The following is a 22,277-nucleotide window of genomic DNA, read 5'->3' as shown; positions in this document are numbered from 1 at the left end:
CAAATCCAACCAATCCATATAAATAAATTGGTATCAACAAACTTGGCACACTATTGAGTTCTCAAACAACAGACACACCCGGCACCACCACAACCAACAAACAGTCAAGGATCGCTCCGGAGCAACTTTCCAAACTTACCCGGTTTCAAGACTCAAAGCAAATCAGCGTTTCCGCGATCTGCCGGTCATCAAGACCAACCCCGCCGTCACACAGCACGCCGAGTGGCGAACCGTTTTTCAGGCTGTTTAGAAGGGGATTTGGCCGCCTTCGGTAACCAGCATCTCGCCGGCCCCCTCTCGGCGACTTAGAAAACAATACACCTACTTTGGCCCCACCGCAAACCCTCCCCGGTATGGGTGCCAGCCCCCGCCAATCCGGGCCAAAACAGGCATCGGAGGCACTTTCCGCCGCGTCGGCGCCGTTCTTGGTTTGTGTGGGCTGTGTCACCGCGCCGGGACCCGGCGCAGGAACCCGGCGGCGGAAACCTGTACCAGCGTCGCCCCAGAACCCCTGCCCGGCAGCGCCCGCCAAGGTTAAATGCAAGAAGGGCCGGCAACCGTGAGGTTGCCGGCCCTTCTGAGACCACTGGAATCAGCAGTGCTGGCTTAGCAGCAGTGTTGAATTACCAGGAAGACTTGGTGATGCCCGGGAGCTCACCGCGGTGAGCCATGTCGCGGAAGCGAACACGGGAGATACCGAACTTCTGGAAGGTACCGCGCGGGCGGCCATCGATGATGTCGCGGTTACGCAGACGTACCGGTGAGGCGTTGCGGGGCAGCTTCTGCAGGCCGAGGCGTGCAGCTTCGCGTGCCTCGTCGGTCGACGCGGGGTCAACCAGGGCCTTCTTCAGTTCGAGGCGCTTTGCAGCATAGCGCTCGACGATGACTTTACGCTGTTCGTTCTTAGCGATCATTGACTTCTTAGCCATAGTGCTTAGCGCTCCTCTCGGAATTCGACGTGCTTACGGATGCGGGGGTCGTACTTCTTCAGAACCATGCGGTCCGGGTCGTTACGACGGTTCTTGCGCGTGACGTAGGTGTAACCCGTGCCAGCGGTCGACTTGAGCTTGATGATCGGACGTACGTCCTTGTCCTTAGCCATTAGAGCTTCACTCCTCGTGCCAGGATGGCGGCTACGACTACGTCGATGCCACGCACGTCGATGGTCTTGATGCCACGTGCAGAGACCTGCAGGGTGACATTACGGCGCAGGGACGGAACCCAGTAGCGCTTCTTCTGGATGTTCGGGTCGAACCGGCGCTTGTTGCGGCGGTGCGAGTGCGAAATGCTGTGTCCAAAGCCCGGCTCGGCTCCGGTCACCTGGCAGTGTGCTGCCATGACGACTCTCCTCATGAAAATAAATGAAACGGTCCGCAGCGTTCCGCGTACCGTGCGACAGGGGGCGTCCGCATCCAGCGTTCACATCTCCCGTGTTCCGCAGGCGTGGACATCCGGCGAAAGCCGGCTGTTTTCCGCACTGCGGCGAAGATGATTGGCCACAAGTACCGGGCAGAGGAATCCACTGCGAAGTACCGGGATGCTGGGCGAATACAGGAGTGCACGCAACTTGAGCCCCTAACTACCGGCCTTGAGGACTGCCATCATTGAGGACAGATCCCGCCAACCGGAGCAATTGCACACGCTCCGCGCCACCTAGCGCCTACCAAGTCTACGAGCTTGACTAATTAAAGGCCAATCGGGTAACCGTCAATGCCGCCCACGGGTGTATAAGCCCGCCGCCCTCACCGTTCCGAAGTCACATCGGCACCGCAGTCTTTTCACAGCAGAATGAAAGGGTGCCGCCGGAGTCTTGAGGCATGAACACAGAGCTCCTGCCGGCGTTGGCCGCCAGTCCCCGGGCCGCAGATGCCCGGGGCACCATCAAAGCCAGGCACCGCCGTCGGCTGTTTCACGCCGACCTGCTGGTAACTGTTGCTTGGGCGTCCGTGGCTGCTGCGGTGGCGTTGTGGCTGGCCGACGGCGGAGCAACAGGATTCTCGACGCTCGCCGGATCATTTACCGCCCTGGGCATTGTGGCCGGGCTGGCCGGCATTGACCTGGTCCTGCTGATGCTGCTGCTCGCGGCACGGATTCCGCTCATTGACCAGACCGTTGGTCACGACCGCGCCCTGGAATTCCACCGGAAGCTCGGCAAACCGTCACTCTACCTCCTGCTGACGCACGGAATCCTGATCGCCATCGGCTACGGGATGGCCGAAGGGCTGGATCCCGTCAGCGAAGCCGTGTCCCTTTGGGTGCTGGTGCCGGATATGTGGCTTGCCTATATCTCCATGGCGCTGTTCATCGCCGTCGTGGTGACATCCCTCGTGGCCGTCCGCCGTCGTTTTCCCTACGAGTTCTGGTACGCGGTGCACCTGCTGACGTATGCCGCCGTCGCAACCTCCCTTCCCCACCAGTTCAGCGTGGGCGCGCTGTTCGCTGAAGGGACGTGGCAGCGCTGGTACTGGCTGGCTGTGTGCATTGCAACAGGCGCAGCCCTGCTGCACTACCGTGTCCTGGAACCCGTCATTGCAACGTTCCGGCACCAGCTCACGGTCAGTCGCGTGGTGACGGTGGCGCCCGGTGTGGTCAGCATTGAGATGCACGGGCTAAACCTCAACGAACTGGCCGGAACCGGGGGCAGGTTCTTCATCTGGCGGTTCCTGGCCCGCGGCCTGTGGTGGCATCCGCATCCGTTCAGCCTCTCCGCCGAACCGCTCCAGTTCGATGCTTCGGGGCGCGGCTTGTTGAGGATCACCGTCCGCAATCTTGGGCGGGGATCGGCCCAACTCGCCGGGCTGAAGCCTGGAACCAAGGTGGCGTTGGAGGGGCCCTACGGAATCTTCAGCACGGCGGCCCGGAGCCGGGACAAAGTGGTGATGATCGGCGCCGGCATCGGCATCACGCCGCTGCGCGCGCTGCTTGAGTCAACGCCGTTCACGCCGGGGCAGGCGACCGTGATCCTCCGGGGCCGCAGCGAGCAGGAACTCTACCTCGGCGACGAAATCCTGGACCTTGCCCGGCACCGCGGCGCCACCCTGTTCCACCTGACCGGTGCCCGCTCGGCCCGGCACGCTGACAATTGGCTTCCGGCCCATGCCGCCGACGCCGGCCATCGGCTGACGGATTACGTCCCCGGCATCGCGGACGCGGACGTCTACGTCTGCGGGCCGGCAGCGTGGGCACTGAACGTGCTCATGGACGCCCGCGCCGCGGGCGTCAAGGAAGACCAGCTCCACTACGAAAGGTTTGACTGGTGAGAATACGGGCAGCAGTATCCGCAGCACTTGCCTCGGCCGGGATCCTCCTGGCCGGCTGGCAGTCGGGCACCTTTGTGGAGGACACCGGGAGCGCCGCGGCCAGCACATCCGCGGGGACAGCCGGGGCGGGGTCTTCCGGTTCGTCGACTGCTGGCTCAGCGGGTGCCGGCGCCGCGGCGAAGGCCGGCGGAACCTACGCGGGCAGTGTGGTGAAGACCAGATTCGGTGCCGTCCAGGTGCAGATCACCGTGAAGGCAGGGTCCATTACCGACGTCGAAGCCCTGCAGCTGACCGACGACGACCGCAAGTCCATCCAGATCAGCAACCGGGCAGCACCCCTCCTCAGGGCCGAAGTGCTCGCTGCCCAGTCAGCCGACGTGCAGACGATCGGAGGCGCCACCGTGACCAGTGACGCCTACCTGAACTCCCTCCAGGCGGCCATCGATGCTGCGAACCTCTGATCTCCCGGGCGCCGCGCTCCAGGAGTCGGTTCCGAAAGAGAGCCGGCCGACGCTGCAGGCGAGGACATTCAACTGCATGGGAACGGTCATCAGCCTGACCCTGCCCTCAGCCTCGGGTGAAGACGAGCTGGTGGCCGCCACCGCCGTCGTCGAACGGCTCTTTGCGGGCCTGGACGAGACGTTCAGCCTGTACCGTCCCGAATCGGAGGCGAGCCGGCTGGCACGGGCAGAGATCAAACTGCCCGACACCTCGGAAGACATGCGCCGGCTTTATGCCGACGCGGTCGGCTGGAGGCTGGCAACTGAAGGCGCTTTCAATCCTGAGCGGCCCGACGGCGTCCTGGACCTTTCCGGAATCGTCAAGGGACATGCCATCCAGGAGGCCGGAACATCCCTGTTGGCGCTGGGCCTGCGCGGCTTCTGCCTGAACGCCGGCGGCGACGTGCTGGTCAGCGGCTCGCCCGGGTCCTCGAGCGTGGTGCCCGCAGGCGTGGCGCCCGGGAGCAGGGAGCCGTGGCGGGCCGGGATTGTGGATCCGGAGGACCGCCGCACGCTGATTGCCGGCTACCGGCTGGGCGGCCAGGCCGGTGCGAAACTGGCACTGGCAACTTCCGGCTCAGCTGAACGGGGAGACCACATCTGGACCGCGGGAGCGGGCAGCCTGCTCCGTACAGGATCGGCGGCGTCCGTGTTCCGCCAGGTATCAGTGGCTGCGGCGGACATCGTCACGGCCGACGTGCTGGCGACGGCGATCGTGGCCGGCGGGCTGCCGATGCTGGACCGTGCCACGGACGGGTGGGACATTGAGGTGCTGGCCGTGCGCGCCGGCGGCGAACTGCTCGCGACGCCGGGCTTCCGGCGCTAGCTTGCGGTGGCGCTACAGTCGGGTAAGCGCCGGGTACCGAGGCTCGAGGCCGTCGCCCGAAGACTTGCCCGTGACCCGGCGCATCACCCACGGACCCGCGTGCTCCCGCACCCAGCGCGCATTTGAGCGGATTGCTTCGGCCCGGCTGAGCTCGGGCACGGGTGTCATCGGCGGCACTTCGATGGAGTGGTCGTGCTCAAGGACGGTCAGGACCCTTTTGGCCATGTTCGCGTGACCGGCCGCGGACATGTGCATCCGGTCCTTTGCCCACATGCCCCAGTCGTAGTACTCGCTGAAACGCCAGTAGTCCACCAGCAGCGCGCCGTGGTCACCTGCGATCCCGCGGACCAACTCGTTGTAGATGGCAGTGCGGCCGCGCATGGTGCCGAAAATCTTGGAACCGCGGGCGTCAAAGCCCGTAAACATCACCACAGTGGCGCCGGTGGCGCTCAACTTGCGGATGCCGGCGTCGTACTCCTCCAAAAGGCCGTCAATATCGATCTTGGGGCGGAAGATGTCGTTGGCCCCCGCGTAAATGGTCACCAAGGTGGGTTTAAGTTCGACGGCGGCGTCCACCTGCTCGGCCATGATCTGCCGGAGTTTCCTCCCGCGGATGGCCAGGTTGGCGTAGCCGAAGGAAGGGTCAGCCGCGCCGAGTTGCTCCGCCACCCGGTCCGCCCAGCCGCGCACACCGTTGGGCCGGTCCGGTTCGTCGTCGCCGAGGCCTTCGGTGAACGAATCTCCAAGGGCTACGTAGCGGGCGGCAAAATCCATATCGATAGTCTGCCACCTGTTGCCGGGAGCAACAAAGCGGGACGGCCGGGGGCTCCGGGCAGGAAAGTCAGGACTCGCGCAGGATCCAGTGATCAGAGTCCAGGCGGCCCACGATCTTCTCGCCAATGCGGGCGAGGTCAGCGACATCGCGTTCGGACAGGGCGTCGAGGAACAGGGAACGGACGGCTTCCACATGACCTGGCGCGAGCTCCACGATGGTGGCCATTCCGGCGTCGGTCAGGTGGGCGGTGGTGACGCGTGCGTCGCGCGGATGCGGCTGGCGTTCCACCCAGCCCCTGTTCTGCAGTTTGGTAACCACATGCGACAAGCGCGACAGCGAGGCGCTGGTGCGGGCAGCCAGTTCGCTCATGGGCAGGAAGCGGCCTTCCGCTTCGGAGAGCATGGCGAGCACGTTGTAGTCGAAGAGCGAAAGTTTGCCCGCCGCGTGGAGCTTCGTGTCCAGCGCTGCCGGTAACAAGGTATTAATGCTGAGCTGGGCCAGCCAGGCACGGCGTTCGTCGGCGTTGAGCCAGCGCGGTTCGGTCATGGATACATCCTAGATTGCGGAACCGGTAGGCTGACCGCATGTACGTAGTCTCCCTGACCTACAAGGTTCCCGAAGAGATCGTCGATTTCCATCTGAAGGCGCACGTCGAGTGGCTGCAGGACGCCTTCGACCAGGGCATCTTCATCGTCGCCGGCCGGAAGATCCCCCGCACCGGTGCTCTGCTGCTGTCCAATGCGGACCGTGCCAGCCTGGATGAGTCGCTGGTCAAGGACCCCTTCTACACCAACGGGGTGGCGGAGTTCGACGTCGAGGAATTCCACGCCGGCAGAGTGGCGCCGGGCTACGAGAACCTGCTCGATAGCTAGCTCTTCTTCGGCGCCGCTTCCGGCGACTTTGCCGTCAGCTTCTTCAGTCCGCCCTTCCGCGGCACCTTCACCGGTTCCGGCCAGCGCGGACTGAGGCTGTCCCCGAGGGTGACGCCGCGCAGCTTGCGGCCAAAGAGCGGCAACACCCAGTCGTGCACCCAGCGCCGCTGCAGCTGTTCCCACTCCCGCAGGCTCAGCCTCGCTGGCGGGTCCCACTCCAGGGGACTGATCTTGTGCGGCACGCCCAGATGGTCCAGGACCTGCGCGGCAAGGTATTTGTGGCCTGCCTTGGACATGTGTAGACGGTCCGAATCCCACATCCGCCGGTCGTGGAACGCATCGAAGCACCAGTAATCCACCAGCACGGCGTTGTACTTGGCCGCGATTTCCCGAACCCGGCGGTTGTAGGCCGTGTTGCGCTTCTTCAGGGGCTCCAGGACAGCGGACACCTTCACGTCGAAACCTGTGAACAGCACCACCGTGGCACCCGTGGCGGCGAGCCGGGACACCAGGGTTTCATAGTCGGCCATGAGCGCATCCACATCGGTTCCGAAGTCGAGGATGTCGTTGCCGCCGGCATACAGGGTCACCAGTGTGGGCTCCATCGCCAGCGCCGGCTCCAGCTGCTCGTCGATGATGTGGCGAAGCCTCTTGCTGCGGATGGCAAGGTTCGCGTACTGCCACCCCGGTTCGGCCTTGGCCAGCTTCTCGGCGACCCGGTCAGCCCAGCCGCGCACGCCATTGGGCAGCCGCTTGCTGCGGTCCCCCACGCCCTCGGTGAACGAATCCCCCAAGGCAACAAACCGCCGTCGCCCTTCCCGGTCCGGAAGCAAAGGAAATGAACCCACCCCGGCACCCTACCCACCGAAAGAAACGACAGGGTTAACGGCCAGCCACAGGAAGTGCAAGAGCGTTTGCGATCGAGCGACAGGAAGTGCGAGAGCGTGCCAAGAAAACGCGCAGGAACCCACCTACAGCTCTGCTTTCCCCTGCCGCCAGTAGCCCATGAAGGCGACCTGCTTGCGGTCGATCCCGACGTCGCGCACCAGGTACCGGCGCATGTCCTTGATGACTCCTGCTTCGCCCGCAATCCAGGCGTAGAACGGCATGGCGCCTGCGGGCATCCCGGGGTTCTTCGTGGCGGCGATGGCTGCGGTTTCCATCCTCGCGGGCGTCTCCCAGAGGATGTCCTGGTCCACGTCCACGTCTTCCGGTTCCGGGCCGGCCCCGCCGGGGGCTGATTTGATGCCGACCCAGCCCGGCTCGGGAACAGCGGCGCGGACGGCTTCCTGCAGGAGTTCGCCGTGCGGACGTGAGCGCCCGATGGAGGCGCCGCGCGCAAGCCAGGTGATCTCGACGTCGGCGTCCGACTTCAGGTCCAGGAAGTCGCCGGCCTCGGGGACCTCAAGGAACGCGTGCCCGCTCATGTAGGCCGGGAGGCTTTCCAGGATGGCACTGATGGCGGGAACAGCGGTTTCGTCACCTGCGAGCAGCACCCGCTGGGCCAGGCCCGGCCGCCATTCGATGCCGGAGTAGATCTCGGCCGTGACGCAGTGCGCGGCCCGGTTGTTGGGTCCGATGAGGGTCAGGGCGTCGCCGGGCTTGGCGTTCAGTGCCCAGTTTGCCGCGGGACCGCCGTTGCCCGCGGAGTCGAAATGCATCACGAAGTCCACGTCGATCTCGGGATAGACGGCGTCGAGCCGTTCCTGGCGCACGGTGTAGGTGCGCATGGAACCGCGGGTTGCGGGGTCCATGGCAAGCCATTCGCGGTACCAGCCGGACTGCTCCATCTGGAAAACCGGAAGCGGCAACTGGGAGCCGTCCTCGGCAAGGGACGGGATCATCAGCTTGACCCGAAGGTCCAGGGTTCCGCCGTGGACGCCGAAGTCACGCAGGGAGTACCCGCCCAAGGTGATGCGGCGGAAGTTGGGGCTGAGTTCCTGCACGGCGGAGACCGTCACGTCGAACGCCAGGGTCATGGGTTCGGTGGCCGGCTGGTCCCTGACCGCCGAATTCGCACGGGTCCCGTTTGCACGTCGTGCCCGTGCCTGGCTGATGTCTACTGCTTTGCCGTCGGATGCATTGCTGTTAACTGCCCTCATAGGACCAACTCCAGGGTTGTGGTTTCGGCTTTTGGGAAATCAGTGTGGTGCCGGCCGAGCGGAATGATCAGCGGCGTGCCGGAAATGGGGTCGGGAAGCACCCGCGAGTCCAGGCCGAACACGTCCCGGACCAGGTCCTCGGTGACCACGTCGGTGGAGGCGCCCTCGGCCACGATCCTGCCGCCCTTCATGGCGATCACGTGGTCCGCGTAGCGCGCCGCGAGGTTCAGGTCGTGCAGGACGATGGCCACGGTGGTGCCCCGCTTGCGGTTGAGGTCCGTGATCAGGTCCAGTACTTCCACCTGGTGGGCGAGGTCCAGGTAGGTGGTGGGTTCGTCCAGGAGCAGCACATCGGTCTCCTGGGCCAGTGCCATCGCGATCCACACCCGCTGGCGCTGGCCGCCGGAGAGTTCGTCCACGTTGCGCCCGGCGAGTTCCAGCGTTTCGGTAGCCTCGAGCGCGCGCTGCACGGCGGCGTCGTCGTCCGCTGACCAGCTGCGGAAGAAGCCCTGGTGCGGGTAGCGCCCGCGTCCCACCAGATCGCGGACGGTGATGCCGTCCGGGGCGGTGGGATGCTGGGGTAGGAGGCCCAGGGTCCGAGCAACGTCGCGGGCGGAGCGGGCGTGGATGTCCTTGCCGTCCAGTGTCACAACGCCGGCGGCCGGCTTCAGCAACCGGGACAGTCCGCGGAGCAGCGTGGATTTGCCGCACGCGTTGGCGCCCACGATCATGGTTACTTTGCCTTCGGGGATCTCCGCGTGCAGCCCTTCAACCACGGTGCGCTGGGCATACTTAAGGGTGAGGTCCGTGGCGCGTAGAACAGCCATCTCAGGCATCCTTTCGGTTGGAAGTGACCAGCAGCCACAGCAGGAACGGGGCGCCGAGTGCGCCGGTGATCACGCCTACCGGCAGGACGGTGCCGTCCAGCAGCACGGGGGCGATGTTCGCGGCGAAGTAGTCCGCGGCCAGCACGATCAGTGCTCCGACGAAGGCCGACGCCGGGAGGCTGGCTTTTGCGGTGAAGCGGCGGGCGATGGGCCCGGCCAGGAAGGCGACGAACGCGACCGGGCCGGCTGCCGCCGTCGCCACTGCCGCGAGGGCCACGGCGACGACCACCACGGCCAGCCGGGTAAAGCCGACCCGGATGCCGAGCCCGGCAGCAGCGTCATCGCCGAGCTCCAGGATGCGGAGGGGGCCGGACAGTGCTGCCACGGCAGGGACGAGGACCAGCAGGGCCAGGCTGAGGACTCCGGCGCGGTCCCAGCTGGCGGAGTTGAGGGAGCCGTTGAGCCACACCAGGGCGTCGGCCGCCGTGCGGATGTCCGCCCGGGTCATGAGGAAGCTGACCACGGCGTGGAGCGCGGCGGCGATGCCCACGCCCGCCAGGATCAGCCGGCTGCCGGCCGCGTTGCCGCTGTTCCCGCCGCCCGACCCCAGTGATCCGCCCCGCGAGATGCCATAGATGAGCGCGGCGACACCCAGGGCGCCGGCGAGGGCAGCGCCGGAGACCACGGCGCCGGACGCACCGAAAACCACGATTGCCGTGACGGCGGCGGCGCTGGCCCCGTAGCTGATGCCGATGACATCCGGGCTGGCCAGCGGATTGCGGAGCATGGTCTGGAAGAGGCCGCCGGCGAGGCCGAACGCGGCACCGATCATGGTGCCGATCACCGCCCGGGGGAGCTTGTTTTCCATCACAATGAAGCTTGCGCCGGGGATTTTCTGGCCGCCGGTGAGGTGGGCGAGCAGGATCTTGAAGAAGTCGGGGATCGTCACGGTGTAGCTGCCCAGCAGCACACTGACGGCGAAAAGGACCACGACGGCGAACGCCAGGATGGCGGTCCGGTTCAGGACGGTTCGGCTCAGCATGCTGGCGCGAACTGGCAGGTAATGCCCTGTTTTCCGGGCTTTGAGGGCATTATCTGCCCGTTCGCGCCCCGTGCCGGGTGCGTTTTCGCCCAGTTCGCGCTCAAGGGAGGCGAGGTCTGACTTGCTCACAGCCCGGCCCCCTTCCCGCGACGGACCAGCCACACAAAGACGGGGGCGCCCACGAGGGCAGTCATGATTCCCGCGGGGACTTCGCCGGGCAGGAGGATCACGCGGCCCAGGATGTCGGCAGACAGCAGGAGCACCGGGGCCAGGACGAGGGAAAAGGGCAGGATCCAGCGGTAGTCGGGCCCGGTCAGGAATCGGACGGCGTGCGGGATGACGAGACCCACGAAGCCGATGGGGCCGGCGAGGGCTGTGGCGGCTCCGCACAGCAGGACGATGCCGAGGGCGGTGACGCCGCGGACCAGTCCTACCCGCTGTCCCAGGCCGCGGGCGATGTCGTCACCCAGGGCAAGGCTGTTGAGGATCCGGCCAGTGGCCAGCACAATGCCCGCGCCAAGAATAAGGAACGGCACGCCGGGCAGCACCACGGACCAGTCGCGCCCGGAGATTCCGCCCACCTGCCAGAACCGGAACCGGTCCAGGGTGTCCTGGCTCGAGACCAGGATGACGTTCATGAGCGAGTAGAGTCCCGCGCTCAGGGCGGCGCCCGCAAGGGCGAGCTTCACCGGCGTCGCACCGTCCCGGCCCAGCGAAGCGACCAGGTAGACAAGGGCGGCAGCGGCCGCGGCGCCGATGAATGCGAACCAGATGTAGCCGGTCAGGGAAGAGATTCCAAAAACATAAATGCCGGTGACCACGGCCAGCGCGGCTCCGGCGTTGACCCCCATGATGCCGGGGTCGGCCAGCGGATTGCGGGCAACGCCCTGCATGGCGGCGCCGGCCAGGCCAAGGGCCCCGCCGGCAAGCAGGCCCAGGACGGTGCGCGGGATGCGCGCATGGACCACGGCGTGATCACCGTTGGCGGGATCAAACTGCGTCAGCGCCTGCCACACGGTTTCCAGGGGAAGCCCGCGGGCACCGACGGCCAGCGACACTGCGGAAACGACAACAAGTACGACGACGGCGGCCAGCAGCCAGGCGGTTTGCTTGCCTGCTGCGCTCTTCCCGGCGCGAACGGGCAGTTGCGGCCCCTGTCCAGGCGTTTTGAGGGCCTCAACTGCCCGTTCGCGCGTGGTGCCGGGGGCCGGGGGTGCGCCGGGCGCACAGCCGGCGGCCGTCGTCGTACTTTTCGTCATGGAAAGGCTGTTACTTCACTGCGTCCGCTGCGCTCGCCAGCTGCGGCAGGAACGTGTCCAGCGACCACGGCAGGCTCAGGGGCGAGGAAGCCGAGATGGACAGCGTGAGCGTGTTGTCCGAGTCAGCAACGAGGGCGCCGCTCTTGATGGCCGGGATCTGGCCCAGCAGGGGGTCGGCCTTGATGGAATCGGTGGTGGCGGCATCCGGAACCCAGGTGACAAAGATGTCCGATTCGAGTTCGTTGGCCTTCTCAGCGGACCACGGGATGAAGAACTCCTTGGAGCCCTTCGAGTTGTCCTCAACGACCGGGGCCAGCTTCATGCCGATCTCGCTCAGGAAACGGGGGCGGTTGTCGTTGGCGGTGTAGACGTTGACGCCGTCGCTCTTGGCCGGTTCCAGGTTGCCGTAGATGAAGCTCTTGTCCGCCAGCTGCGGGTACTTGGAGACCTTGTCCTTGATGGTGGCTTCGGTGTCGGAGACCAGCTTGGTGGCCTCGGCTTCCTTGCCCAGTGCCTTGCCGATGATGTTCGTGGAGTCCTGCCAGGAGGTGCCGTAGGCGATCTCGGGGTGGGCCACGACCGGTGCGATTTCGCTGAGCTTCTTGTAGTCCTCCTCCGTCAGGCCGGAGTAGGCGCCCAGGATGACGTCCGGGTTGAGCTTGGCGATCTCGGTGAAGTTGATCCCGTCAGCCTCGGAGAACTGGACCGGAGCCTTCTCGGTGCCGAAGCCGGCGCCCAGCTCTTCCAGCTTGGCGTCCTTCCACGGCGTGGAGCCCTTGTCGTTGCCGCCCCATTCGTTCTTGGGGACGCCCACGGGAACAACGCCCAGGGCCAGGGCAACGTCGTCGTTGACCCAGGAAACCGTGACCACGCGCTGGGGCTGGGACTTGATGGTGGTCTCGCCGAAGACGTGCTTGATGGTGACGGGGAAAGCAGCCGAGGCGGCCCCGGTCGACGCCGGAGCGGTGGTGGCGGGCCCAGTGGAGCAGCCGGTGAGTGAAAGGGCGACGGCGGCCAGGGCGGCCGTCGCGGTGCCTGCGGTCTTCAGCAGGGCGCGGCGTGGGAGAAGGGTAGCCACGGGACTCCTTAAGTAAGTGATGCGAACCCGAGTAAGGCTAGCCTATCCTTCTGTGAATTAAGCAAGGTTTGCGTAACGTAATTGTCTCAATCCTCCCGCGGGACCGCATTGGCGGGCAAAAGTGGCGCGTCACACGGTGAAATTGGTTGATGCCGCAGGGTGAACGATGGTTCACTTTTAGGAGAGTAAACGCGCGTTCACCCCTTGTGGCCGCCTCCACGCCCAGAAGGTCCCGCCCCATGTCCCAACCCCGCAGCAGATCCCTATCCCCCAGCGCCATTACGGCGGTCCTAGCACTGAGCGGCACCGTGGTGGCGCTGATGCAGACCCTCGTGGTGCCGCTCCTTCCGGATTTTCCCAAGATCCTTGGCGTGACAGCCGACGACGCATCCTGGCTTGTTACGGCGACCCTGCTCTCCAGCGCCGTGGCCACCCCGATCGTGTCCCGGAGTGCGGATATGTACGGGAAGCGGAAAATGATGGTGATCTGCCTGGCCATCATGGTGGCCGGCTCCATCGTTGCGGCGGTCGGCGGCAGCTTCCTCTGGCTCATCGTCGGGCGGGCGCTGCAGGGATTCTCCTCGGCCCTGATTCCGGTGGGCATCAGCATCATGCGTGACGAACTTCCCAAGGAAAAAATGGGGTCCGCCGTCGCCCTGATGAGCGCCACGCTGGGCATCGGCAGCGCCCTGGGACTCCCGCTCGCCGGACTGCTCTACGAAAGCCTGGGCTGGGAATCCATCTTCTGGGTATCCGGCGCCGCCGGCACTCTGCTGCTCGCCGCCGTCGTACTGGTGGTCCCCGAATCCAAGGTGCGCACCCCCGGCCGGTTCGACTACCTCGGCGCCGTGGTTCTGTCCGCGGCCCTGGCGGCACTACTGCTGGCCATCTCCAAGGGCGGATCGTGGGGCTGGGGTTCCGAGCCGGTGCTGCTGCTGTTCCTTGCCGCCGCAGTCCTCCTGGCCGCCTGGCTGCCGTACGAACTGAAGGTCAGCCAGCCGATGGTGGACCTCCGCACGTCCGGCCGGCGCCCCGTCCTCCTCACCAACCTGGCGTCCCTTTTGGTGGGCTTCGCCATGTTCGCGAACATGCTGCTCACCACCCAGCAGCTCCAGTTGCCCGCTTCCACCGGCTACGGCTTCCAGCTGAGCGTCATCACGGCAGGCCTCTGCATGGTTCCCTCCGGCCTGGCTATGGTGGTTTTCGCACCCGTTTCCGGAGGCATCATCAGGCGGTTCGGCGGGAAGTCAGCTCTGATCTCGGGCGCGGCCGTCATGGTGGTGGGCTACGTGGGCCGCGTCTTCTTCTGGGATTCCATCACCTCGGTAATCATCGGCTCCACGGTGGTCAGCATCGGCACGGCAATCGCCTATGCGGCAATGCCCACCCTGATCATGGGTGCCGTTCCCATCACCGAAACAGCCTCGGCCAACGGCCTCAACAGCCTGGTACGGTCCATCGGAACTTCGACGTCGAGTGCAGCCGTCGCTGCGGTCCTCACGTCCGTGACCATCACCGTGGGATCCACCCGGCTGCCGTCCTTCGAGGCGTTCAAGGATGTCTTTTGGCTGGCTGCCCTCGCGTCTGCGGCGTCAATGGTGGCTGCGGTGTTCATTCCGCGGGCCGCGGCTGCCGCGAAGGCCGTGGTCCCTGTGCCAGCTGCCACCGAACTGGTGGTGCAGGGCCGTGTCCTCACGTCCGACCGCCGCACCGTGACTCCCGCCGTCGTCACCGTCCTGCAGACCAGCGGCGATCCGGTGGACTGGAGCCGGGTGGACAGCGACGGCAACTATTCGGTGGCACTGCCCGGCGCCGGCAAATACCTGATGGTGGCCAACGCCGCCGGCTGGGCGCCGATGGCGGAGGTTTTCGATTTCGACGGCCGCACGCTTCAGCAGAATTTCCATCTGGACCACCGCCTGGAGCTGGCCGGAACTGCCACCGTGGGAGGCGCAGTCCTTCCGGACGCCGTGGTGACGCTGCTGCAGGCCTCCGGCGAACACGTGGGCACCACCACCACGGACTCCCGGGGCCGGTATGCGCTGCCGCTGCCCTTGGCCGGCCGCTACATCGTGACCTTGCTGCATCCGGAGACCCACCAGGCCATGGCCCGGAAACTCGCTGTGGACAACCGCTCCGTGACGGCGGACCTGGCGATGGACGCTCCGGCCGGACAGCTGGTGGACGCATGAGCGCGGGCAGTCCAGCGGGTCGTGCCGGTGGTTCGGGAGGCGCCGGCGCCGGCCGCGACGGCGTTTCCAGCCGCGACGCCATCCTCGATTCCGCCGGCAGGCTGTTCGGTGAGCGCGGCTACCGCGGCGTGACCGTCCGCGATATCGCCTCCGGCGCCGGTGTTTCCGCAGCCCTGGTAATGAAGCTGTACAGCTCCAAGGAAAAGCTGTTCGCCCAGGCCAAGCCGGACGAATCGCTGCTGTCCGACCTCGACGTGCCGGCCGCAGAACTGGGCAGCGCCCTCGTGTTCCGCGTGCTGATGCGCCGGGAACGCGGGCTCAAGGAGCCGTGGGCCATGCTTCCGTTCATCATCCAGGACTCCCCCACGCCCGACGACGCCCGTGCGGAAACGCGCGAACGGTACCTTTCCAGCATTGCCGGCCTCCTGAAGGACACGACGCCGGAGCGGCGTTACGCTTCCACAGTGGTGGCGCTCATGACGGGGTTCGGCGAGGCGGTGCGCACGCTAGGCATGTTCGAAGGCTGGGACTTCGACGAACTGGTGGCCCACTACGGGGCGATCGTCCAGGCGCAGATCGACGCCTGCAGGGCCGCCTGCCCCTGACACCCCCAACGCTCTCTCACTTCCTGCCGCCCTTTCCCCGAACGCTCTCTCACTTCCTGCGTGTGGCGGCGTTGCCGAGATGTCGTGGATTTGGGAGGATGGCGAGGCGGGCCAGTGGCGCCGGCCAAGAGGCGGTTCGGATCGGACCGCCGGGAACGAGGGGATGAGCATGCTGAAGACCGTTGAGGTCATCGCAGCCGCGGGAAGCGGGGCGGCCGCCATGGCCTGCTTTGCGTCCGCATCGACGTCAGCCTTCCCGCACCGGATCTGCCAGTAGCCGACCCGACAAACAATGCCCACGAATGGGCCTTCTTTAGTGTGCGCGGATTCTGCTGACACGGACCGTCATTTCCCCCCACGGGGACCACACGACTTCGAAGGCTCACCACCATGCAAAAAATAACTGCCCAGCAGATCCGTTCATCCTTTGTAAATGCGAGCCGTTCCGAGGCTGCCAAGCTGACCTTGCCCCGGACTTACGACACGCTGAAGTGGGACAGCTTGGACTTCCTCGGGTGGCGGGACCCCAAGTTGCCGCTGCGCGGGTATCTCGTTCTGCCTCGGCCCGGAGGCCTCACCGGGATCATGCTTCGTGCGCCTGAAGGCGGAGCAAAGAAAAGGCGGTCCGTGCTCTGCGAGCTCTGCCGCGACGTGTTCTCCAAAGATGACGTGCTGATGTGGGTTGCCAAGCGTGCCGGACAGTCCGGCAGGGACGGCAACACCGTGGGGACGCTCATCTGCGCCGATTTCCTCTGCTGCGACAACGTCCGCGTGGAGCCACCGGCCAACGAGATCAACTTGGACCCTGCCGCCGTCGTACTTCGCCAGATCGACGGACTGACAGCCCGGACCGGCCTGTTCCTGGACCGGGTGCAGGGACGCTAGCGACGCAGCTACGTCCGCCTCAGCCGCGGACGCTCCCTCACCTCAAGTGAGAGAGCGTCCGTGGAAACCCTGCGAAAAGTGAGAGAGCGTCGGCCGGTTCGCTGCAGGAAGTGAGAGAGCGTCCTGATGGGCGGGCCGGGTTGAGGTCCCGGGTCAAGCCGGGCGGGGTTAGCGCAGGACGATGTCCACGGGGTTCGCCTCGGACCTCCACTGCCCCTCGGCACCTACGCGCGGCCCGATCACGGGAGCAGTCAGGACACCGGAGCGGTTGGTGCGCTTGTCCCGCAGGATCTCCGTGACGGAGCCGAGGTGCCGGGACAGGTCGATCACGTTCTCCGGGGCGGCCAGGAGCAGCTGGAAGCCGAATTCGTGCAGTGCCTTGATGCCGGCGCCCGCGAATTCCTCCGAGGCAAGGACAAACGCCTCGTCCATCATCACGGTGCCGTACGTGGTGAAGCCCTGCTCGGCGATGCCCAGCTGGTAGCTGAGGGCCGCGGCCATGATGAACGCAGTGAAGCGCTGCCGCTCGCCGCCGGACATGGAGCCTGTGTCCGCGTGCATAAACACGTCGGTCCGCTTGCCGCGCTTCTTGCCCGAGGCCGGACCAACCACTTCGCGGTGCTCCTTGCACTGGATGAACAGGTGCCCGCGCACATCAAGCACCTCGGCTCGCCAACGCCGGTCCTCCGGGGTCTGCGAACCCAAACGCTTGACGAGCGTTTCCAGCGACTTGTAGCGGTTGGTGAGCTCGGCGTCGTCGTCCGTTTCTGCCCCGGCGGTTGCCGTCTTGGCGTGCCGCGTGTGCCGTATCCTCAGCGCGTTCTGGATGGCGTCCTTGAACTGCTTCGCGGTGGGTGGGAGGGTCTGCTTGATGTCGAGTTCCAGGAAGCTGCCCTCATGGAAATTGACCTCGGACAGGATGCCGTTCAGCGGCAGGATACGGCTGGTGATTGAGCGGCGCTCCTCATCCAGCAGGTGCAGCAGCGTGCTGAACGATTCGTGCGTGCGCTGGTTGAAGAACTGACGGAACTCGGCCTCCTGCGCGGGCAGGCCGTCGCTGACAATGGCGTGGTAGCGGGCCTCGAACTCCCCAGCGGCGCCGATGGACGTGCCGTGGTCCGCGGAAATCGCCGTGCCCCATTCACGCACGAAGCCCTCGAAAATGCGGGTGAGGCGCTCCGAGGTGGCCTGGCCTCGGGACTCGGCGGTGTGCAGCTCGGCAAGGAGCCGGGTCCGTACCTCGTTGGCCAGGTTGTCCAGCTCATGCATCTCGGAGACGTCGCCGAACGCGGCGAAGTACGGTTCCAGCGCCGTCACGGTGGACTCCGACGGCGGTGCCTGGCCCAGGCGCGTGCGCGCGGATTCCAGCAGCGAATCCCCGGCGGTGAGCTGCCGGTCCAGCGCCTTGTATTCGCTCTGGAGAACGGCTGCGGCTTCCGTGCTGGCCTGGTGCTTCTGCCGGGCCACTTCGATGTTGGCCCGCAGGGGCTCCAGGTCAGCCTGCGCAGCGAGGGCATCCTTGAGGCGCTGCTCGATCTTTCCGAGTTCGTCCTCCGCCACTGCCGCGGAAACCTGTTCCCACGGCCGGTGGTCCTCGGCGATCCGGCGCAGCGCCTCCAACTGCCGGGTCATGCCCTGGTGAGACTCTTCGCGGCTTCGCGCGAGCTCGGCGGTCTTCGCGAGTTCCTGCTGCAGATCCTCCACCTGGGTGGCCACGAGTTCCAGTTTCGAGGCATTGTCGAAGCCGAGGACGTAATCCTGCCTGCTGGTGAAACGGTCGTCCTTCTCCACGGTGTGGCGGTTGCGCTTGACCACGCCGCCAAGGCTCAGGCCCTTGTCCAGCCTGGCCAGTTCGTCCGGGTCCTCGACGCACGGGAACGCGAAGTCGACGGCGATCCGCTCACGGATCCACTGCCCGGCGTCGGCGGCCGGCCCCGTGGTGAGGATGTCCAGCTTGGTCAGCAGCTCGCCGTCTGCCACGTCCTCCACGGCCAGCGCACCTCCGGGCAGCGGCTTGGACACGTCAACGGCGCGGAGTGCACCGCGGACGGAGTTGCCGTTGAGGTAGCGGGTGACGGCGCCGAAGTGTTCGCCGGGAACCAGCAGTGTGGTGGCCAGGTTCCGCAGCGCGCGCTCGGCGGCCGGCCGCCACTGATCCTCCCCCTCGGCGAGGTCGATGAGCTCGCCGCCGAACGGCATCTGCTCTTCGGGCACGCCGGTCGCCGCGGCGATCGCGGCCCGGTTTTCAATGCTCGACGGCGGCAGCAGGGACTTGCGCGTCTTCAGCGAGACGAGCTCCTGCTGGGCCGCCGCAAGTTCACGTTTCTTCGCGGCGTGGCCGTCGAACGCCTCAAAGCGCAGCTCCTTGAGCGCCTCCGAGTCGCCCTGCAGTTCAGCCGTACGTGCGGCGGCGTGTGTGTGGGCCTGCTCCCAGCCCTCCGCTGTCCACTCGAGGTCCAGTCCGGCCTCGGCCAGGGCCTGGCGCGCGGCTTCCTCGACCTGCTGGCGTAGTTTGAGCCCTACCCGGGCGTTTTCCAGGGACTGCTCGATCGCCGAGATCGCGTTGCCGCCCTGGTTGTTGTAGTCCGCTTCCAGCTGCCGCAGATCCTTGGCCAGGCCGTCCCGGACCGCACGCTCCGCGGCCAGCTCCTTGGCCTTTGCCTGGGCGAAGTCCTTGTACCGGACCAGGGTCTTCTCGTGGACCGTGACTGCGAGCTGCTGCTTGTAGGCATCGAACTCTTCGCCGGCCAGCTCCCGCAGGCGGTTCGCGTCCAGCAGGGACTGCGCATACTCCTTGTTCAGGCCGGGCACCGGAGCCAGTTGGTCGCGCTGCTGCCGAACATCCTCCAGCCGCTGCCGGATGGACATCAGGTTGCTGAATTCCTCGACGACGTCGTCCGCGGCGGCCAGGGTGGCGGGCGCATCGAGCACCTGGTCGCGGAAGAACGTGTTGACGCTCCCGCCCAGCCCCTTGCCGGCCTGGATCACGCGGAGCAGCGGCAATGCCTGGTCCGAGTTGATGCCCAGCAGCCGGCGGAAACGCTCCGCGAATGCTTTGTGCACATCAAAGACCTGCGCGTCGGGGAAGATCACGTCCAGCGCGGCCTTGGTGAAGCGCTTCTCCGCAATAGCCTCGATCGCGGCGAGGTCCAGCGGCTTATTGTCGATCAGGTAATACCGCCCGACGCTCGACTCCGTGCCGTTCTTCGGCAGGTCGAACAGCGCCGACACCGTCACCTTCGTGCCCGCTGCGTTATCGAACGTCAGGGCGACGGCGGACCACGTGGCTCCGGGGCGCTGGAACGCACTGGCCGAGCCCTCGCCCACGGCCTTGTCGCCCACCTTGCCGCGCATGTACGTGAACGTGGTCCTCTTGTCCTCCACGGCACCGGAGCGCTGCGCCGCGGCCTCGTTCGAGCGCGGCCGGGCGTCGAACACGCGCAGCATGGCGTCGAACAGCGTGGATTTGCCCACGCCCGAATTACCGGTCAGCAGCGTGCCGTTGCGGTCCACGTGCATGGTGTGGGCCCCGTGGAACGTGCCCCAGTTGACCACCTGAACCAGCGCCAGCCGCATCTGGCCCGGGTTGGTGAGCTCGCCCATCGGCAGCATGGTTGCGATGCTCACTTGGTGTCCTCCGCTTCGTTGGTTGCAGGCTCAGGTGACGACGACGGCGATGCCGCCCCCGGAGCGGCATCGGGGTCGTCGTCCTCAGCCACGGGGTCCGCGTCGAGCTCTATGAGTGCTTCCGTACCGGTGGGGTCTGCCGTGGCTGCTACCAGCGCCTCTATCTGGGCGGGGATGTCGCCGATGTTTTCGAAGGGGAGGGCCAGCGGGAGCGCGTTGGAGATGGTGTAGACGTCGTCGAGGCCGGTGGTGATGAGGAGCTGGCGGGCCAGGAGCTTGGTGATGGCGCGGTTGACCACGTCGGAGTCCCGCAGCGCGTCCTGCTGGCCGGACGGCTGGTAGTGGGCCACCAGCTCGGCGATCTCCTCTTTTGTGATTGTCGGATCCGTCTGCGCCGTGACGTGGCGGTCCAGCAGGAGCCTCAGGCGCAGCAGCACGATGGTCTCCACCCGGCTCAGCGCACGCTGCTGGCGAAGGATACTGGAGCGGGTGCTGCCGCCGATGGCGTCCGGATCCACCGGGCGCAGCACTGCCACCTTCCGTTCGTGGTCAAGCTGGAGCGTCAGGAAAAGCTCCGACAGTCGGCTGCGGAGGATCAGCTGGTTGTCCAGCAGCGTTGTCCACAGTTTCTCGTCCCGGCCGCCGTCGATGTACGGCCCCTTGAGCAGCTTCACCAAGGCCTGGCGGACCTTCATCGGCAGCACGCCCGTATCTCCCGGGAACAGCGCGGCGCCGTCCACGAAGGTGTCCCGCGGGGTGACCGTAAACGGGTCTGCGTAGGTGTGTTCAGGCGCTGAGGGGGTTTCCGGGGTTTCGACGGGCTCGACCACCGGGGCTGCCGTCGTCGTCATCTCTTCAGTCATCGTCAATCCTTCTTGAGGGTGACCACCGGCAGGAATGCCTTGCGGGTGGTTCCGTCTATCTGTTCGAAGTCGATGGCGTCCCAGCCGGCGCGGTCGAAGCCGGCGCCGTCGTGCAGTGCGTGGGACAGCAGCGCGCGGATGGAGTTGATGTGGCGTTCCTCCGGCGGAAGCTGCTCCCATGCCTCCGGCAGGGAGGCGGCTCCGGCGAGCGCGGCGCGGATGGCCGCCGGCTTGGCCTTCCCCGTGCGCGGCGAGCGCACGCGGTCGGAGTCGCTGAAGGCGATGGGGTCGGCGAGCTTGGGCGGCGCCGCGAACTCGTCGGGGTCGAAGAGCTTGACCATGGACAGGGACTCGAAGCCGGCATTGAAGAGCACCGGGCCCGGCACCAGGCCCGGGCGTTCCCGCTCGTAGGGCAGGGAGCGGATGGCCTGTTCAGCCTCGCGGAGCACCTTGCGGAGTCTCACGGACTGGCGGAAATCGTCACTCTGGACGTAGGTGTTGAGGCTTTCGCTGAGCTTGCCGTAGATCCGCTGGATCTGGCTGTGCTGGGTGCGGAGTTCGGCCACCAGGTTCTTGAGGGTTTCGCGGTCCTCGTGGCTGAGGTCGTCCGCGAACTGGCGGCTGAGCACCTCGCCGATCGCGGAACGGAACCGCAGCTGCTGCTGGGGGTCCTCCAGGAACGCCGTGAATGAACGGAACGTCCTGCCCTCGGGGCTTTGCCGGAGCCGTTTGTCCGCCTCCAGAACCTGCGCCATGGTGGCGCCCTTGCTGAGGGACTCCTCGATGATCTGGTTGCGGAGTTCGCCCACCAGTTCCTCGATCCGGTCACGCATTTTCTTGTAGTCCGCCGGGAGGCTGGCCGCGAGGTCCAGGATGTTTCCGGCGGCCTCCACGGCCTCGTCGTCGTCCAGGAGCCCGTCGAAGTCGCCGGAACTGATGTCCTCGATGAGCTGCTGCCGTTCCTCGATCTCGTCCTCGAGGGACTCCAGCCGCGCGGTCTGGTCCGGATTGGTCTCATTGGCGAGCTTTTCGACATCGCCCAGCAGCGTCCCCAGCCGGGATCCGTTCAGGGTGGAGCGTTCGCTGGAGAGGCTATCGAGGAAGGCAAGGACGCGGGCCGCGGGCTCGGTGACTTCGTAGACGATCTGCCCCGACTGGTTGCGGCGGGTCAGGAAACTCTTGCGGGTCCATTCGTCGCCGAAGGACTTTCCGTTGGCGGCGCCACCCAGTCCCGGGTCCTGCCGGCGGAGCTGCTCAAGGAAGGCGTCGACGTCGGCGTGGAATTCTTCCAGCGGAAGCTGCGGACGGGCGCGGGTAAAGGATGCCTGCAGGACGGCGATAACCCACGGCGCGGACCGGGTGAGCGCCCAGGCCGGCCCTTTGGTGAGGAGTTCGAGGTCCCGGAGCCGGGCACTGATCGCGTCCGCGGAGGACGGGGCGGATCGGGACACACACTCTCCTTCAGGTGCCTCGGAACTCGTTGGGCAGCGGAAAACCCGAAAACTGCCAACTACAAGGTTAACGCAGTAGCCCGTGGGGCTGGTCCGGTTGGCCCGGCCCGGCC

21 protein-coding genes are annotated in these 22,277 nt (G+C 66.2%); 7 read left to right on the top strand and 14 right to left on the bottom strand.

The features are described from left to right. Window positions 1–623: 623 nt before the first annotated feature. From rpsN to rpmB, 3 genes are read right to left on the bottom strand one after another with little or no spacing between them, the layout of a single operon-like run. On the bottom strand, window positions 624–929 hold the full coding sequence (gene rpsN, locus CXQ91_RS22120) for a 30S ribosomal protein S14 (RefSeq protein WP_011693742.1): 306 nt from the start codon (window positions 927–929) through the stop codon (window positions 624–626). A gap of 5 nt (window positions 930–934) precedes the next feature. Further along, the gene (rpmG, locus tag CXQ91_RS22115; protein ID WP_011693743.1) at window positions 935–1,102 is read right to left on the bottom strand and encodes a 50S ribosomal protein L33; all 168 of its coding nucleotides are present in this window, start codon (window positions 1,100–1,102) and stop codon (window positions 935–937) included. Beyond that, a complete protein-coding gene (gene rpmB, locus CXQ91_RS22110; protein WP_011693744.1) occupies window positions 1,102–1,338 on the bottom strand; it encodes a 50S ribosomal protein L28 in 237 nt (78 codons plus the stop codon). Before rpmB ends, rpmG begins: the two co-directional genes overlap by 1 nt. Window positions 1,339–1,817: 479 nt before the next feature. Here rpmB and CXQ91_RS22105 point away from each other — a divergent pair, with 479 nt between their 5' ends. The 3 genes from CXQ91_RS22105 to CXQ91_RS22095 all read left to right on the top strand — a co-directional run bounded on the left by CXQ91_RS22105 (window position 1,818) and on the right by CXQ91_RS22095 (window position 4,586). Beyond that, window positions 1,818–3,260: a ferric reductase-like transmembrane domain-containing protein gene (locus CXQ91_RS22105; protein ID WP_104176020.1), complete on the top strand. Its 1,443-nt coding sequence runs from the start codon at window positions 1,818–1,820 to the stop codon at window positions 3,258–3,260. Further along, window positions 3,257–3,721: an FMN-binding protein gene (locus tag CXQ91_RS22100; protein ID WP_104176019.1), complete on the top strand. Its 465-nt coding sequence runs from the start codon at window positions 3,257–3,259 to the stop codon at window positions 3,719–3,721. Before CXQ91_RS22105 ends, CXQ91_RS22100 begins: the two co-directional genes overlap by 4 nt. Before the next feature lie 76 nt (window positions 3,722–3,797). Next, window positions 3,798–4,586: an FAD:protein FMN transferase gene (locus CXQ91_RS22095; protein WP_104176018.1), complete on the top strand. Its 789-nt coding sequence runs from the start codon at window positions 3,798–3,800 to the stop codon at window positions 4,584–4,586. A gap of 12 nt (window positions 4,587–4,598) precedes the next feature. Here the strand turns inward: CXQ91_RS22095 and CXQ91_RS22090 are convergent, their stop codons facing one another. Then, complete coding sequence (locus CXQ91_RS22090) at window positions 4,599–5,360, bottom strand: SGNH/GDSL hydrolase family protein (protein WP_104176017.1); 762 nt, start codon at window positions 5,358–5,360, stop codon at window positions 4,599–4,601. A gap of 67 nt (window positions 5,361–5,427) precedes the next feature. After that, window positions 5,428–5,907 (bottom strand): MarR family winged helix-turn-helix transcriptional regulator, encoded by a 480-nt coding sequence (locus CXQ91_RS22085; protein ID WP_104176016.1) that lies wholly within the window; start codon window positions 5,905–5,907, stop codon window positions 5,428–5,430. A gap of 38 nt (window positions 5,908–5,945) precedes the next feature. On the opposite strand from CXQ91_RS22085, the gene CXQ91_RS22080 reads away from it, so the two are divergent. Next, entirely contained in the window at window positions 5,946–6,233 is a 288-nt protein-coding gene (locus CXQ91_RS22080) for a YciI family protein (protein WP_104176015.1), read from the top strand. On the opposite strand, the gene CXQ91_RS22075 is transcribed toward CXQ91_RS22080, so the two are convergent. From CXQ91_RS22075 to CXQ91_RS22050, 6 genes are all read right to left on the bottom strand, one after another. Next, window positions 6,230–7,081, bottom strand: a complete 852-nt coding sequence (locus CXQ91_RS22075) for an SGNH/GDSL hydrolase family protein (protein WP_104176014.1) — start codon at window positions 7,079–7,081, stop codon at window positions 6,230–6,232. The two genes, CXQ91_RS22080 and CXQ91_RS22075, sit on opposite strands and share 4 nt — an antisense overlap. Window positions 7,082–7,204: 123 nt before the next feature. Beyond that, entirely contained in the window at window positions 7,205–8,212 is a 1,008-nt protein-coding gene (locus CXQ91_RS22070) for a siderophore-interacting protein (protein WP_104176026.1), read from the bottom strand. Window positions 8,213–8,331: 119 nt separating this feature from the next. Further along, complete coding sequence (locus tag CXQ91_RS22065) at window positions 8,332–9,162, bottom strand: ABC transporter ATP-binding protein (protein ID WP_104176013.1); 831 nt, start codon at window positions 9,160–9,162, stop codon at window positions 8,332–8,334. A 1-nt stretch (window position 9,163) separates the two neighbouring features. Then, complete coding sequence (locus CXQ91_RS22060) at window positions 9,164–10,204, bottom strand: iron chelate uptake ABC transporter family permease subunit (protein WP_258074216.1); 1,041 nt, start codon at window positions 10,202–10,204, stop codon at window positions 9,164–9,166. Window positions 10,205–10,329: 125 nt separating this feature from the next. Next, a complete protein-coding gene (locus CXQ91_RS22055) occupies window positions 10,330–11,463 on the bottom strand; it encodes an iron ABC transporter permease (RefSeq protein ID WP_104176012.1) in 1,134 nt (377 codons plus the stop codon). Between the two features lie 10 nt (window positions 11,464–11,473). Then, on the bottom strand, window positions 11,474–12,541 hold the full coding sequence (locus tag CXQ91_RS22050; protein ID WP_104176011.1) for an iron-siderophore ABC transporter substrate-binding protein: 1,068 nt from the start codon (window positions 12,539–12,541) through the stop codon (window positions 11,474–11,476). Between the two features lie 239 nt (window positions 12,542–12,780). On the opposite strand from CXQ91_RS22050, the gene CXQ91_RS22045 reads away from it, so the two are divergent. From CXQ91_RS22045 to CXQ91_RS22035, 3 genes are all read left to right on the top strand, one after another. Further along, window positions 12,781–14,733: an MFS transporter gene (locus CXQ91_RS22045; RefSeq protein ID WP_104176010.1), complete on the top strand. Its 1,953-nt coding sequence runs from the start codon at window positions 12,781–12,783 to the stop codon at window positions 14,731–14,733. After that, window positions 14,730–15,338 (top strand): TetR/AcrR family transcriptional regulator, encoded by a 609-nt coding sequence (locus tag CXQ91_RS22040; RefSeq protein ID WP_104176009.1) that lies wholly within the window; start codon window positions 14,730–14,732, stop codon window positions 15,336–15,338. Before CXQ91_RS22045 ends, CXQ91_RS22040 begins: the two co-directional genes overlap by 4 nt. Before the next feature lie 390 nt (window positions 15,339–15,728). Beyond that, window positions 15,729–16,223 (top strand): FBP domain-containing protein, encoded by a 495-nt coding sequence (locus CXQ91_RS22035; RefSeq protein ID WP_104176008.1) that lies wholly within the window; start codon window positions 15,729–15,731, stop codon window positions 16,221–16,223. Between the two features lie 168 nt (window positions 16,224–16,391). Here the strand turns inward: CXQ91_RS22035 and CXQ91_RS22030 are convergent, their stop codons facing one another. Genes CXQ91_RS22030 through CXQ91_RS22020 form a run of 3 tightly spaced genes read right to left on the bottom strand, consistent with a single transcriptional unit; the run spans window position 16,392 to window position 22,164 of the window. Then, window positions 16,392–19,850 (bottom strand): ATP-binding protein, encoded by a 3,459-nt coding sequence (locus CXQ91_RS22030; protein ID WP_104176007.1) that lies wholly within the window; start codon window positions 19,848–19,850, stop codon window positions 16,392–16,394. Next, window positions 19,847–20,713 carry a DUF4194 domain-containing protein gene (locus tag CXQ91_RS22025; RefSeq protein WP_258074214.1) on the bottom strand — a complete coding sequence of 289 codons (867 nt, stop codon included), beginning with the start codon at window positions 20,711–20,713 and terminating at the stop codon, window positions 19,847–19,849. Before CXQ91_RS22025 ends, CXQ91_RS22030 begins: the two co-directional genes overlap by 4 nt. Window positions 20,714–20,715: 2 nt before the next feature. Then, a complete protein-coding gene (locus CXQ91_RS22020; protein WP_104176006.1) occupies window positions 20,716–22,164 on the bottom strand; it encodes a DUF3375 family protein in 1,449 nt (482 codons plus the stop codon). Window positions 22,165–22,277: the final 113 nt, after the last annotated feature.

Origin of the sequence: Arthrobacter sp. Y81 (assembly GCF_002929335.1) — a bacterium.
Classification (GTDB): Bacteria; Actinomycetota; Actinomycetes; order Actinomycetales; family Micrococcaceae; genus Arthrobacter.
The sequence above is the reverse complement of the archived record's forward strand: the minus strand, read 5'-3'. Positions and strand labels throughout refer to the sequence as shown.

What these genes read in the sequence shown, in the direction of transcription:
- CXQ91_RS22070 (WP_104176026.1), bottom strand. Translation starts at nt 8,212, where the DNA reads ATGACCCTGGCGTTCGACGTGACGGTCTCCGCCGTGCAGGAACTCAGC.
- rpmG (WP_011693743.1), bottom strand. Translation starts at nt 1,102, where the DNA reads ATGGCTAAGGACAAGGACGTACGTCCGATCATCAAGCTCAAGTCGACC.
- CXQ91_RS22105 (WP_104176020.1), top strand. Translation starts at nt 1,818, where the DNA reads ATGAACACAGAGCTCCTGCCGGCGTTGGCCGCCAGTCCCCGGGCCGCA.
- CXQ91_RS22085 (WP_104176016.1), bottom strand. Translation starts at nt 5,907, where the DNA reads ATGACCGAACCGCGCTGGCTCAACGCCGACGAACGCCGTGCCTGGCTG.
- CXQ91_RS22065 (WP_104176013.1), bottom strand. Translation starts at nt 9,162, where the DNA reads ATGGCTGTTCTACGCGCCACGGACCTCACCCTTAAGTATGCCCAGCGC.
- CXQ91_RS22035 (WP_104176008.1), top strand. Translation starts at nt 15,729, where the DNA reads ATGCAAAAAATAACTGCCCAGCAGATCCGTTCATCCTTTGTAAATGCG.
- CXQ91_RS22095 (WP_104176018.1), top strand. Translation starts at nt 3,798, where the DNA reads ATGGGAACGGTCATCAGCCTGACCCTGCCCTCAGCCTCGGGTGAAGAC.
- CXQ91_RS22080 (WP_104176015.1), top strand. Translation starts at nt 5,946, where the DNA reads ATGTACGTAGTCTCCCTGACCTACAAGGTTCCCGAAGAGATCGTCGAT.
- CXQ91_RS22045 (WP_104176010.1), top strand. Translation starts at nt 12,781, where the DNA reads ATGTCCCAACCCCGCAGCAGATCCCTATCCCCCAGCGCCATTACGGCG.
- rpmB (WP_011693744.1), bottom strand. Translation starts at nt 1,338, where the DNA reads ATGGCAGCACACTGCCAGGTGACCGGAGCCGAGCCGGGCTTTGGACAC.
- CXQ91_RS22090 (WP_104176017.1), bottom strand. Translation starts at nt 5,360, where the DNA reads ATGGATTTTGCCGCCCGCTACGTAGCCCTTGGAGATTCGTTCACCGAA.
- CXQ91_RS22060 (WP_258074216.1), bottom strand. Translation starts at nt 10,204, where the DNA reads ATGCTGAGCCGAACCGTCCTGAACCGGACCGCCATCCTGGCGTTCGCC.
- rpsN (WP_011693742.1), bottom strand. Translation starts at nt 929, where the DNA reads ATGGCTAAGAAGTCAATGATCGCTAAGAACGAACAGCGTAAAGTCATC.
- CXQ91_RS22055 (WP_104176012.1), bottom strand. Translation starts at nt 11,463, where the DNA reads ATGACGAAAAGTACGACGACGGCCGCCGGCTGTGCGCCCGGCGCACCC.
- CXQ91_RS22040 (WP_104176009.1), top strand. Translation starts at nt 14,730, where the DNA reads ATGAGCGCGGGCAGTCCAGCGGGTCGTGCCGGTGGTTCGGGAGGCGCC.
- CXQ91_RS22025 (WP_258074214.1), bottom strand. Translation starts at nt 20,713, where the DNA reads ATGACTGAAGAGATGACGACGACGGCAGCCCCGGTGGTCGAGCCCGTC.